Origin of the sequence: Iodobacter arcticus (assembly GCF_042664895.1) — a bacterium.
Lineage (GTDB): Bacteria > Pseudomonadota > Gammaproteobacteria > Burkholderiales > Chitinibacteraceae > Iodobacter > Iodobacter arcticus.
Window position 1 is genome coordinate 1 of the sequence record NZ_JBHTBQ010000012.1, and the last position, 13542, is coordinate 13542.

The 13542-nt window shown below is 47.8% G+C and carries 10 protein-coding genes and 1 tRNA gene; 3 read left to right on the forward strand and 8 right to left on the reverse strand.

Annotated elements, in window-relative coordinates; all coding sequences use genetic code 11:
• Positions 1-1172 precede the first annotated feature (1172 nt).
• A complete protein-coding gene (locus tag ACFQNF_RS07170) occupies positions 1173-2795 on the forward strand; it encodes a methyl-accepting chemotaxis protein (protein WP_380187269.1) in 1623 nt (540 codons plus the stop codon).
• A gap of 141 nt (positions 2796-2936) precedes the next feature.
• Here the strand turns inward: ACFQNF_RS07170 and ACFQNF_RS07175 are convergent.
• From ACFQNF_RS07175 to putA, 8 genes are all read right to left on the reverse strand, one after another.
• Positions 2937-3011, reverse strand: a tRNA-Arg gene (locus tag ACFQNF_RS07175).
• 56 nt (positions 3012-3067) lie between these two features.
• Entirely contained in the window at positions 3068-3556 is a 489-nt protein-coding gene (locus ACFQNF_RS07180; RefSeq protein WP_380187270.1) for a hypothetical protein, read from the reverse strand.
• 134 nt (positions 3557-3690) lie between these two features.
• Positions 3691-4233, reverse strand: a complete 543-nt coding sequence (locus ACFQNF_RS07185) for a DUF1415 domain-containing protein (protein ID WP_380187271.1) — start codon at positions 4231-4233, stop codon at positions 3691-3693.
• 5 nt (positions 4234-4238) lie between these two features.
• Positions 4239-4547 carry a nucleotide pyrophosphohydrolase gene (locus ACFQNF_RS07190; protein ID WP_380187272.1) on the reverse strand — a complete coding sequence of 103 codons (309 nt, stop codon included), beginning with the start codon at positions 4545-4547 and terminating at the stop codon, positions 4239-4241.
• A 55-nt stretch (positions 4548-4602) separates the two neighbouring features.
• The gene (locus ACFQNF_RS07195; protein WP_380187273.1) at positions 4603-5148 is read right to left on the reverse strand and encodes a YaeQ family protein; all 546 of its coding nucleotides are present in this window, start codon (positions 5146-5148) and stop codon (positions 4603-4605) included.
• 62 nt (positions 5149-5210) lie between these two features.
• Entirely contained in the window at positions 5211-5414 is a 204-nt protein-coding gene (locus ACFQNF_RS07200) for a hypothetical protein (RefSeq protein WP_380187275.1), read from the reverse strand.
• Positions 5415-5739: 325 nt separating this feature from the next.
• Complete coding sequence (locus ACFQNF_RS07205) at positions 5740-6375, reverse strand: YceH family protein (RefSeq protein ID WP_380187277.1); 636 nt, start codon at positions 6373-6375, stop codon at positions 5740-5742.
• Between the two features lie 367 nt (positions 6376-6742).
• Positions 6743-10627, reverse strand: a complete 3885-nt coding sequence (putA, locus tag ACFQNF_RS07210) for a trifunctional transcriptional regulator/proline dehydrogenase/L-glutamate gamma-semialdehyde dehydrogenase (RefSeq protein ID WP_380187278.1) — start codon at positions 10625-10627, stop codon at positions 6743-6745.
• Between the two features lie 218 nt (positions 10628-10845).
• On the opposite strand from putA, the gene ACFQNF_RS07215 reads away from it, so the two are divergent.
• Positions 10846-12477 (forward strand): methyl-accepting chemotaxis protein, encoded by a 1632-nt coding sequence (locus ACFQNF_RS07215; RefSeq protein WP_380187279.1) that lies wholly within the window; start codon positions 10846-10848, stop codon positions 12475-12477.
• A gap of 354 nt (positions 12478-12831) precedes the next feature.
• Positions 12832-13380 (forward strand): hypothetical protein, encoded by a 549-nt coding sequence (locus ACFQNF_RS07220; RefSeq protein WP_380187281.1) that lies wholly within the window; start codon positions 12832-12834, stop codon positions 13378-13380.
• The last annotated feature ends 162 nt before the right edge of the window (positions 13381-13542 follow it).

A 13542-nucleotide genomic window follows, 5' to 3' on the forward strand; every position in this document is an offset into this window, starting at 1 on the left:
GAATCAAGTTGAAGTTAAAAGGGCTGAGTCCTGTGCAATACAGAACCCAGCCCTTGAGCGCCTAGTTTTTATACTGTCCAACTAATTGGGGTCAGTTCAGCATGGGGCTGTTTTTTTATGCAGGTAAAACATAAAGCCACCCGTACAAAACCAAAAAAATTAAGAATGAGTATATTGCTTTTCCAGAAGTATAAAAGTTCGAACTTAATCTGATCTCCCTTAATAAAAATACCCCCTCTGCAACAACCTTTCAGCAAAGCCTGCTATCAAATCAAATCTAAACGTCTACAAATAAGAGTTGGCCCTACTTTTAATGCGCATCTGCCTCCCGCTCCGCCCCATTACCGACCATTCTCTCATCGAAGTTAATCCCTCTTTGTGATTCCGATGAAAATGATCTGCAAATAGACTGATTTTCCTTTTTGTATCATGGAGTAGCAATTTACCCTGCATAGCGCTAAAAATGGACGTAAACATAAATCAAAACACCATGCCATATTGGCACAAAGAAAAAAATACCTGCAATAGCCAAATATGATGACAATGAATTTGATAGTAATATTGACGACCAAAAATTCAGCAACTATTAAAAAAATTTACTAATAAAAAACAAAAACATTAATCAACAAAACAAGAAAAAACGTTAATAATTAAACTAAGTTTTTCTTTGTTAAATTTTAAAAAACACAACATTAAAAAACAACCTGATTATGCCTCTTACGCAATGTCGCCTGCATAATGGATTCTTGAGCGCTGCACTCCGTTTTTGAACTTGTAGGCGGGTGAAACCGCAATACTAAATAAATACGTGGGTTTTGCCCTTCCTACGACATTTTTAAGGAGTTTAAACAAGAGGCATAATCATAAAAAATGATTTGATAAGTAACAAAAAAATGACACTCAGCCAGCCGTAGAATAATAAATCAAAGACACTAAAAAGATAACCACAAATCAATGTAAGTTAACAGTCATCAACAATAAAGAAAACAAAAAAAGGAGAAAGAAAAAATCCAAGCGTATTCAACTTAATTTATACATTAACCATTCAAACCAGAAAATAAAAAACCATGATAAAAAAGTTGAAATTCAGAACAAATAAACATAGAACACATAGGTAGGGCCATTTATTTTTGCACTTATATTCTTCATAACACAGTAATGAGGAAGGCATCATGCTATCCAATTTAAAATACTCAGTAAAACTGGGCATCATCTTAGCGCTAGCCATTATCAGCATGAGCATCATCAGCTGGCGCGGCGTGGCGGCAACAGATCAGGTCAACCAAATGCTAAATAGCATGTACGACAATAATCTAGTGCCGATCCAAGATGTTGCCAACGCAAATATGCAAGCGATTTACCATAATCGCAGCCTATATGCTTACGTGATTGAATCAGAACAAAAAAAAATGGATCTCATTACTAAAAACATGGAAGAAAACGAGCAAAAAATGAAAGAGCTGCTCGATAAATACCGTAAAACCTCTCTTACCCAGCCAGAAATGGATGCACTTAAAAAGCTTGATGAGAATTGGCCAGGCTATCTGGCCCTATCAAAGCGGGTGCAAGCAGCAAGCTATGCAAATGATAATAAGCTGGCGATGGAGGTTTTTACCCAAGAAGCAATCAAGGCATTTCAGATTTGCGATGATCTGCTCACCGAGATTGTAAATATCAATCAAGCTCTAGGCAAAAAAGCCTATGACGATAGTGATGCAATCGTTGCACAGATTAGCAAAGTATTAATGGGCATCACCCTTGGTATTTCCATCATATTCTTGCTGCTAGGGCTAGGATTCAGTAAGGTTTTATCTTCTGGCCTGGGGCGAGCCAATACCGCTTTAGAGCAAATGTCTAAGGGCAATTTAATTAGCGAAATTAAAGTAAATGGCACGGATGAAATTGAAAGCATGCTTAGTAATATGCAAATCATGCAGAAAAATATGGTAAGTACGGTTAAACAAATTATTAGCAATGCCGATCAGGTGGCCTTAGCAGCGGCAGAATTAGCGCAAGCATCAAGCGAAGTATCTGCCAGCGTAATTCAGCAGGTAGAAGCCACATCTGGCGCGGCTTCATCTGTAGAACAACTGAGCGTGAGTATTGATCAAGTTTCGCATAATGCTGCAGATGTACAGGACAGCGCAAAATCGGCAAACGATAACGTTCGCAGCAGCACAAAAATCGTTGCGGACTCTATGGAAATGGTTAATGCCGTGTGCAGTGCCGTTGCCAGCAGCGCCAGCCAGATTGATGCACTTTCTGCACGTATCCAGCAAATCGATACCATCACCAATGTGATTAAAGATGTGGCTGACCAAACTAATTTATTAGCATTGAATGCGGCCATTGAAGCCGCCAGAGCCGGTGAGCAAGGCCGTGGTTTTGCTGTTGTAGCCGATGAAGTACGCAAACTCGCTGAACGCACGGCTAATTCAGCGCGTGAAATCAGCAATATGGTAAATGCAATCCGGGCGGATGCCAGCTTAGCCGTGGGCAGTATGCATAGCAGTAATGACACGGTAGACAGCGTAGTGCGTACATCCAGTAACGCAATGACATCCATGTCTGAAATCAATACCGGCGTGAATCAGATTCTGACTGCCGTTTCGCATATCGCTACATCCTTGGGCGAGCAACGCCATGCAGGGGCCGATGTGGCTCAGCGGATAGAGCGAATTGCTCAAATGTCGGAAGAAAGCAGCTCTGCTATGGAAGAGATAAATACTTCAGCAGAAATGCTCGCCGATGTTGCCCGCCAGATGCTAGGCAACACGGCTAAGTTTCAGGTGTAATTGGCCTGACTTCTGCATCATTCCGGCGCTTGTCATCTCTTAAGCCAGACGCCGGAAACCATCCCCCAAAGCAAAAACCCCAGAAGCCTAAGCATTTCTGGGGTATTTGAGGATAACTAAGTGCATTTAAAGCTCTGTGCTTGGTATCCCCGACAGGAATCGAACCTGTATCTAGCGCTTAGGAGGCACTTGTACTATCCGTTGTACTACGAGGACGACGCCAATCACAGCGGCGGGCGTATTATACCTGTCATCCGCTAAGAGTAAACGCTTTACATCCTAATGCTCAGCTTATCTAGCATGGGTTTCAAATCCTCAGGAAATTTAATGCTTTCGCCCGGCGTTGATACCACTTCTAATTTGCCGGCACTGATTAGCCCTACTTCTAGTTTTCTGTTTTCAATATCAATCAATAAATAAGCTTGGCCTTCGCTCTCATCAAGGGCACTGCCTCTGACATAAAGCACACTGTCTTCTAGAATAGGGCTGGTTTTCGCCATATTTTGCTTAAAAATATCCAGCTGAGGGCCAAGTAATAAGCGCAGCGCATGCTTAAGCGGTGCCCTTTCCCATAAATTGATGTCCTGCGGATTTTGCCCGATAAACTGCTGCAAGGTATTCCACTCTGCCTGGTTTTTCTTAAAGAATAAATCAGGTGTGCTGGCTTCCGTCTTTGCGGCAGCCTTTGCGGGTGGCGTGCTACTTTCCTGGCAGGCGGTCAGAGCAAAAGCCATCATCAAGGTGGCGAAACGGAGCAGCATAAATAATCCTTGGCAATCAATCCTTGTTAGGAAAGCTCAGAGCGCCAAAGTTCATTTAATCTGGAGTGTAAATGCTACGCCTTTATCTGGCCGCTTTTGCTAAGCGCTTGTTTAGCCCCTTCCAACGCAGTGCCTCACTGCCATAGTTTTTTCCAGCCATCCAGCCCTATTGCCCTTAAGGTGGCAATATTGCGATCCACAATCACGTCAGCCTCAGGAAACACTTCTACCGCCTTGGCAATGCTATCTTCACGTAATAAATGCAAAGTGGGGTAAGGGCTACGATTGGTATAATTATCAATATCGTCCATATCGCTGCCTTCAAACTGATACTGAGGATGAAAGCTGGCGATTTGCAAAATGCCATCAAGCTTCAACTCTTCTAAAACGGCATCTGCAATCTCAAGAAAATCGTTGTAGGCCATAAAATCCCCCAAAACACAGGGATGGATCAGCAGCGTGGTTTCCAGCTTGGCTGGATCAGCTTCGGCTAGGGTTTCTAATTCTATAATTAATGTCTCAATCAGCACATCAATATTGCGCGCCTCGCTCACTACATAGCGCACTTGTTTTTTAATATGTACTGCTTTAGCAAATGGGCAGAGGTTTAGGCCAATCACGGCTTTTTCTAGCCAGCGCTCGGTATCCAGAATAATTTGGTCGTTAGATGGATTCATATTTTTTATAGGGGAGGATATTTAACAGCATTTAAAACCATTTTTGCCCGAATGGCCGTTTCTAAATCAACATTTAATACATCAGCCAACCTAATCATATAAAGCATCACATCGGCCATTTCTTGCTCAACGGCTACGCGCTTTGCCGCATCTAATTGCTGAGATTCCTCTGGCGTGTCCCATTGGAAATGCTCAACTAACTCAGCCATTTCTACCGACATCGCCATGCATAGATTCTTAGGCGTGTGATAACGCTCCCAATCGCGATCTTTGGCAAATTGGCGAACGTCGAGTATGAGTTGGTTTAAATCCATGAATCTATGGCTCTCTATTGCATTGAGCATGGGCTTAAATGTAGCCCACCCTACATTATTTAAATGGCTTTAAAACGGTAAAATGCGCTTCAATCGATTGGCTATTATCTGCCAGCCAAACTTGGCCATCTTGAATCGTGCATTGCAATTGCATATTGCGATTAGCTAAAGCGGCTAATGTGTGTGTCATTTCTACCGGCACATTAATCACTTGCAGATTATCTAAACGCTCTAATTTACTGGCAATGCCTTTCCACCAAACATCGGCGCTATTACCGCTATAGGTGAATACCGATACTTTTTGCGCTTTACCGCAGGCTTGGCGAATACGCTTTTCATCGGGCTGGCCTAATTCAATCCATAATTCAATTGCGCCAGTTAAATCTTTTTGCCAAATATCTGGCTCCTCGGTATCACTCAAGCCCTTGGTAAAGGCGAGCGATTCGCTGGCATGCAGAGCAAATGCCAATAGGCGCACCATCATGCGTTCGTCATTTTCAGAAGGGTGCCGGGCAATCACCAAAGAATGGGTGGCGTAATAATGACGATCCATATCGGCGATTTGCAGATCAGATTTAAAAATAGTTGCCTTCAGGGCCATAGCGGATCACGGAAAAATAAAATAAGCCGCATCTTACCCTGCAAAGACTTTGGGCGGGAATGTTAACCCGATTTGAGCTGCTTTGCCCCACAGCCATCCTGATGATGTGCCAGATGCTGCATTTTATGATGCGCATCGGTCAGGCTTTCTAAACAGGCGCTGCGTAATAGCTCTTGCTCGCCATGATGAGTGATGCGAAACAAACCGTATTCCATGGCTTCAGGTTCGCTCACCGGCCAGATAGGGTGAATTACAAAAGTGCTCATGATAAACATCCTGATCATCAAGTGTTATCAAAAGACAGAGCAAGCATCGTGCCAAAACTTTGAAAGCTTGCAAGCCGCATAGCCCAATCATCGGCACTCTATAAGAAGACTTTAATGGTGCTGCGTGCAGCCTGTCGGATTTAAGCGATCGTAACGAGGGAAAGACCGGTTTGAGACAGCAACACGGATTTTTGAGGCGAATAACTGGCTATTCAACAAAAAAATGCGTGAAATGTGGCCAAATCCGGACTTCCCGTAGTAGATCAGTCTTAAGTCCGGCAGGCTGCAATACGGCATTCTTTGCCGCCCGGCAAGTTAAAGCTAGTTATTCCACGCCTAATTCTGCGCAAATTCTTGCCATTTTTTCTTTTAATTCCATCAGCTCGGCTTCCAGTTGATCCACTCGCGCTTGCAAGCCGGAATCAGCCACTTCTTTTGCCTGTGGCGCAGCTTCATTGATCACCGGCTCGCCCGATAATAAATGCGCCCAGCGGCTCTCTCTGGCCCCTGCTTGACGAGGCAGTTTTACCACCAAGGCTCCGGCGCTACGGGAAGCCAGCTCTTCTAAAAAAGCCTCTACTGCTGAAATATCAGAAAACTTATGTAGGCGCTCAGAAGCCAAACGCAGCTCCCCCGCCGTTTGCGGGCCGCGCAACATCAGTACCGTTAAGATAGCAACCGATTGCGATGGCACTTGAAACACCGCAGCAAAGCGCTGTGAATAACGCGCAATTCGCCCGCCTAAATGCGAGGACTCAACCAGCTTGAGCTCTTTTAAATGCACCAGCGCTTCATCAGCCTCGGTGTCATTAATCGCCATGACAGGATCACGGCTGGATTTCTGATTGCAACCTGAAACAAGGGAATTTAAAGAAAGAGGATAAGTATCAGGAACCGTAATTTGCTTTTCGATTAAAACACCCAGAATACGGGTTTCGAGCAGGGAAAGAAGGAAAGTCATAGATCACCAGCAGATCAAGCAGATGGGTTTATTATGCACTTAAATGATGTGAAGCTTACTAAATTCAATTATGTAGGGTAGGCACGCTTTTGTGCCCACGCATCAGATGCAGTCTTGCCGATAACGCGTGGGCACGGTAAGGCACTGTGCCCACCCTAATACCGTTCACTTAAGGTATTGGTTTTGCTTCCCCCTTAGAAAAAGGGGGATTGAGGGGGATTTGCCTTGAGTTTCTTGCTTATTTTAAGCCCAACATCAACTGCAAATCCCCCCTAGCCCCCCTTTACAAAGGGGGGAACTCAAACAAAATCGCTTAAGTGAACGGCATTACTGTGCCCACCCTACGTTTTTGCACTACAAACAACCCTTAACTAATGCTCATCAAACTGGCATTACCGCCTGCGGCTGCGGTGTTTACGCTGATAGAGCGCTCGGCTAATAGGCGGGCCAGATCAAAGTCTTCTCCGGCAACAAGGGCAGCGCTGGATAAGCCTTGCACTTGCAAGATGGGCCCAGCGATTTCTGCAACTTGGCGGTTGATCTCACCCAGTGCATCGCTATCGCCTTCAAACAAGACCGCCCCAATTACACCGGCCTCAGCAATAGATGCCTTTACTATTGCACGGACAGACAAGGCTTTTGGCAAGGCATCAACCATGGCTTTTACTGCCGGATGCGCAATAAATACCGCCTGATTACCACTGGCTAAGGCGGCAGCAAATTGCGCTTTTGCACCCAGCTCAGTTGCAGCAACACAAAGCACCGGGCCACGCGGATGCAGCAGGTAGCGGTTGCGCTCGCCAGTTGGGCCGGGCAAATCGATATTTGCACCTAGGCCAGATCCCGCCAGATAGCGGCTACAACGTGCTGCTGCATCGCCTTCTTTAAGGGATTGCAAATGATCGTGATAGGCCAGCAGCGGAGCGAGGGCCGCCTGATCACCCGGCAAGGTTTGCGCGGGGCGGCGGGATAAGAGACGTGGCAAGTACAGCGGGCCACCGGCCTTAGGGCCTGTGCCCGATAAGCCTTCTCCACCAAAAGGTTGCACGCCAACCACGGCACCAATCACATTGCGGTTTACATAGATATTACCTGCCTGCACTTTTTCAACCACGTGAGCGATGGTTTCATCGATACGGGTATGCACACCAAAAGTCAGACCAAAACCCGTGGCGTTGATATCATCGATGAGCTGATCCAAAGCCTCGCGGCGATAGCGAATCACGTGCAATACAGGGCCGAATACTTCTTGTTTTAGCTCAGACAGGCGATTGATTTCGATCAGCGTAGGCGCAATAAAGGTGCCCTGCTGACATACCGCAGGCAGTGGCAACTCTAATACCTCAGCACCACGCTCCTTAAATGCGGCGATATGGCTGGCAATATTTTGCTGCGCCTCAAGATCAATCACGGGGCCTACATCCACAGCCAGCGAATCAGGGTTACCAATATGCAGCTCCTGCATCGCGCCTTTCAGCATATGCAGAATATGGTCTGCCGCCTCGCTTTGCAGGCAGAGCACGCGCAGTGCAGAGCAGCGCTGGCCAGCCGAATCAAACGCCGACATCAGCACATCGCCCACCACCTGCTCGGCCAGAGCCGATGAATCGACAATCATGCAGTTCTGGCCACCGGTTTCGGCAATCAGCGGAATGGTGCGGCCATCTTTATCAAGGCGTTTCGCCAGATTGCTGGCAATTAAACGTGCCACTTGGGTAGAGCCGGTAAACATCACACCACTGCAACGCGCGTCAGAAATTAAGGCGCTACCCACGGTTTCACCACGGCCCGGCAAGAGTTGCACCGCACCAGCAGGCACACCGGCTGCACGCAAGATACGCACGGCTTCGGCTGCGATCAGCGGGGTTTGCTCGGCAGGCTTAGCCAGCACAGGATTGCCTGCTGCCAAGGCTGCGGCAACCTGGCCAATAAAGATTGCCAATGGGAAATTCCATGGACTGATACAGACCACGGGGCCAAGCGGGCGATGCGTGTCATTGGCAAAATCTTGCTCGATTTGCCCCGCGTAATAGCGCAAGAAATCGACCGCTTCACGCACTTCGGCAATCGCATTTGGCAGAGATTTACCCGCTTCACGCACGATCAGGCCTAAGAGCGGCTGCATACCGGATTCGAGCAATTGCGCTGCGCGATTCAGGCAGGCTGCGCGCTCGGCAACCGATGTAGCTTGCCAAATTGGGCCAATATTTGCGGCGTGCATAAAGGCAGTCGCCACATCATCCACATCGGCTTCAATTACATAGCCCACCACATCCTGATGATCGGCCGGGTTTTTAACAGCCTGCTTACGAGCCATATCCAGCTCGGCCACCACACCCAATAAGGGCGCGGCCAGCCATTCGGTATTTGCCCCCGCCAAAAGTGCGGCAGACAAGGACCCCAAGCGATGCTCATTAGATAAATCCAGGCCGCTAGAATTCAGACGATTTGCGCCAAACAAGAGTCGTGGCAGCGGGATTTTATCGTGCGGGGCAAAAGCAGGAATCACCGCCAAGGCTTGCACAATCGGATCGATAATCAATTCTTCAATAGCCACATTTTCATCGGCAATGCGGTTTACAAACGAGCTATTTGCGCCGTTTTCCAGCAAGCGGCGCACCAGATAAGCCAGCAGCGTTTCATGGCTGCCCACCGGCGCATACACGCGGCAAGGACGACCCAGCTTTTCACGTGCGGTGACTTCTTCGTATAAAGGCTCACCCATGCCGTGCAGACACTGGAACTCGTACTGGCCGGGGTAATAATTTTGCCCGGCAAGGTGGTAAATCGCCGAAAGCGTTTGCGCATTATGTGTTGCAAACTGTGGGTAAACCGCATCTGGCGTCGCCAGCAATTTTTTAGCGCAGGCAAGGTAAGCCACATCGGTATAAACCTTACGCGTGTACACCGGATAATCTTCTAAGCCATCCACTTGCGCACGCTTGATTTCGCTATCCCAATACGCGCCTTTCACCAGACGAATCATCAGGCGGTGGCCGCTACGGCGGGCCAGATCGATCACATAATCAATCACATGCGGCGCACGTTTTTGGTAGGCCTGAATCACAAAGCCAATACCGTTCCAGCCGGCCAGCTCAGTATCGAAACACATCGCTTCCAGCAAATCGAGCGATATTTCTAAGCGGTCCGCTTCTTCGGCATCAATATTTAAACCAATATCATAGCGACGAGCCAAACGGGCGAGCGCAAGCACGCTAGGCAATAATTCTGCCGTAACGCGGTCTTGTTGCGCGCGCGAATAACGTGGGTGCAGCGCGGAAAGCTTAATCGAAATCCCCGGGCCTTCGTAAATACCGCGCCCGGCCGATGCCTTACCAATAGCATGAATCGCCTGCTCGTAGGCTGCGTAATAACGCTTGGCGTCTTCGGCTGTCGTCGCGGCTTCACCCAACATATCGTAAGAATATCTAAAGCCACGGGCTTCAAATTTGCGGCTATTGGCGAGTGCTTCGGCAATGGTTTCGCCGGTTACAAACTGCTCGCCCATCAAGCGCATCGCCATATCGACGCCCTTGCGAATCAAAGGCTCGCCACCACGGCCTATCAGGCGGGTTAAGGCAGAAGACAGCCCCGCTTCGCTATTGGTGGCAACCAGCTTACCGGTCAGCATCAGCCCCCAGCTGGCGGCATTCACAAATAAGGAAGGCGATTGCCCAAGGTGAGCATGCCAATCACCCTTGCTGACTTTATCTCTGATCAATACATCACGCGTAGCGCGATCGGGAATACGCAGCAAAGCTTCAGCCAGGCACATCAGCGCCACGCCTTCTTGACTGGATAAAGAAAACTCGTGGATCAGGCCTTCAACACCGCCACCGGTACGCTTGGCGCGTAATGCAGCCACCAATTTATGCGCCAAGGCCTGTGTTTGCTCGGCCATATGCGCCGTCGGCATTTTGGCTTGCTCAATCAGCACCGGCAGACATTCGGCTTCTGGGCGGCGATAAGCCGAAGTAATGGCAGAGCGCAAAACACTTTGCACCGCAATGCTTTGGGCCAGCTCTAGAAAAGGAAGATTACTTTCAACGCCGTCAGCATCGTCCAGCAGCGGCAACGCTTCGCCATCTTGGGCCAGCTCCAGCGGGCGAGCGCCCTGCTCTACCTGCTGCAAATAGGCAAAAATTGATTGCTTAATCAGCCAATGCGGCGTTCTATCTAATTGCTGGGCTGCAGTTTTAATCCGCGCCCGCAAATCGTCGTCAACTTTAATTCCTAGCGTTGTGCTGGCCATTTTTGTGTTCTGTTTAATCAAGATGGCATAGTATAAATCGAGTTGCACCTTGCAATGTAGGGACTATCCCTAGGGTTGCACCTTTTTGGTTGCACCTTATAAAAATAATGACCGCCTGTCCCATCCCCCCTCAGATTCTTTAACCTGTTTAATTCATTTGTAATAACATCCGCCACATTAGAAAATCATAATAAACCCGATTGACAGAGGTATTGCAGATGCTTTACACACTCAAAGGCAAAATTCAGGCCGTCATGATTTTATTAACGACGCTCACCGTTGCTCTATTTACGTACTTTAGCTATCAGCAAGCACGCAGCCATGCTCTGCAAGCCATTGACAGCCAGCTTACCGCCGCAGCCACAGGCTACCGCTATGTATTAGGCGAAGGCTTTCATGCCGAGCTAAAACCACGCGAGCAAGCCGATCTGCCGCAAATGCGTCAGCTATCAGAGCGCCTTACCCGCTATAGCAAAGAGCTGGGCCTGCCCTTTATTTATGGCTATATCCAGCGCGAAGGTAAAACCTATTACGTGCTCTCTTCCCTCTCCCCAGAAGAAGAAAACAAACCCGATGCCGAGGTTTACCTCACCGCATCGGATTCCACCAGCAAGCAATTACAAATTGCAATGAGCACCAAGCAGCGTACTTTTGACGAATACGACAGCAAATTTGGCAGTTTTCGCACCATCTTTTTGCCCTTTACTAATAATAAAGGCGAAACAATTGTGGCTGCGGCTGATGCGAATTTGTCATCCGTAAAAGACACTTTAAATAGTATTCTGATGAAATCTGTCATCTTGGGCGCACTGGCTATTTTGCTATCGACCATTGCATCGCTCTGGCTAGCCAATCTGGTCACCCGCCCGCTTAATCGCTTAAGAATTGCCATGCAAAACTTAAATGGCGGCCACGCCGATTTAACCGTGCGCTTAGATAGCAGCAGCCGTGATGAAACATCGCATATTGCAATCGCATTTAATCAATTTATGGGCGACTTGCACAAAATGATTAATCTGGTGCGCGATCAGGCTGGCAAACTCAGTGGTGGCGTAGCCGATATCGAACAAATGGCGCAAAAGCTATCGCAAGAATCACATAAGCAAGCCGATATGGCCGCCGCATCTGCCGCCAATATTGAAGAAGTTACCGTCAGCATTGCGCACATTGCCGACAGCACCCAGCAAGTTGAAAGCACCGTTAAAGAAGCCGATTTGGGCGCTCAAGCCAGTGCCGATGCAGTGAACACCATGCGGGACGACACCAATAAAATGGCGGGCACGGTTGGCGAGCTGAGCAACACCATGCAAGAGCTATCTGAGCAATCGCAGAAAATCAGCTTAATCACCGTCACCATTAAAGACATCGCGGGCCAGACTAATTTGCTGGCGCTCAACGCCGCGATTGAAGCCGCAAGAGCAGGCGAAACAGGCCGTGGCTTTGCGGTAGTGGCCGATGAAGTCAGAAAGCTGGCCGAACGCACCGCCCGCGCCACCGAAGAAATCGAGCAAATGCTTGGCTCAATCAGCAATAAAACTGATCACGCCGTTAGCAAAATGCAAGCCACTAAAGAAATGGTGAGCGGTAATCAAGCACTAGCCCAAGTGATTGCCGAGCGCATTGGCGGTATGCAGGCTGAAATGCAATCGGTAGCCGGAAAAATCATCGAAATATCCAGCGCCACCCGTGAGCAATCCATGGCCACCGAGCAAATCGCCCAAGTGGCTGAAAAGATCAACCACCAAGTAACCGAAACCGATATCGCACTCAAAAACACCCGATCAACGCTGACAGATTTATCTGAATTGGCGGCGAATTTACAAGGGGTTGTGGGGCGGTTTAAGTTGTAAGAGCAATGCGATTTAAGCGATAACCTCAATCACATACCCACAAAGGGCCAGCTAATCGCTGGCCCCCTCCTAGCCTCTCAGTACCTTGCAGGCATAACAACCCCATAAGCCCATACTTTGCACTTGCAACAGCGGCTGTAAACGCAAAACCAACTGCGCCTGAGTGGATTAAACAGCGGGGCCAAACATGGCTAAATCGCCACTCAATCAATACTCGATCCTTGCACTCTTCCCCCTCTCTGTTTTAAAGCAGCCAACTGTCTTTGTTGTTTTTATGTAAATATTTACAAGCATTCTAAAAACTGTAATACCGCGCTGCTATCCTGCCCGCTATACGACTTAGGGGAGTGATCCATGGGTATTTCTACTACGCTGCTTGATCACATTTATATCAAAACGCCCCTGGGGCTAAAAGAAATTGCAGAGCGCAGCAGCGGCCTGCTGGCAAAGCAGCGCCGCTTACTGATTTTAATTGACGGCATAAAATCCAGTAGCGATTTAGCCGCGCTATTGGCTGAGTTTGAGCTTTCAGCCAAGCTTGATGAGTTGGTGGAACTCGGGTTTATTCAATTAAAAGATACGGCGCTCAGTGTTGAGCCCAATGTTGAAATCAGCAATAACGCCATTAAAGAGCTGCCCACAGCACCGGCTACTGAAATCATCATCAATCCGATCATTGACCCGATTTTCCTAGAGCAAGCTAAAAATCTAATGATAGAAAGCGCCCAGCATTGCTTGGGTATTATGGCTAGATCAATAATTGAAGAAATACAGCAGTGTAATCAAAGCAATTACAAAGTAGTGATTGCCCGCTGGAATATGGCTCTGCGCCAATCCAATAAAGCACGCACCCATGCTGACCAATATGTGGATGCGGTAAAGACTTTGATTGGGATTGATTGATCTAAGAGCATATTGGGTTACGCTGATTTTCACCGCTAAAAACAGTGATGCAAATCAGCTAAACCAAACTACTGAAATATTGTTTTTTATCTAAATGCAAGGGCAGATCTAAAACGAAGAAAAGGGGTTAGGTCTTGTGTTTTGCATGCAATACGCAAAACA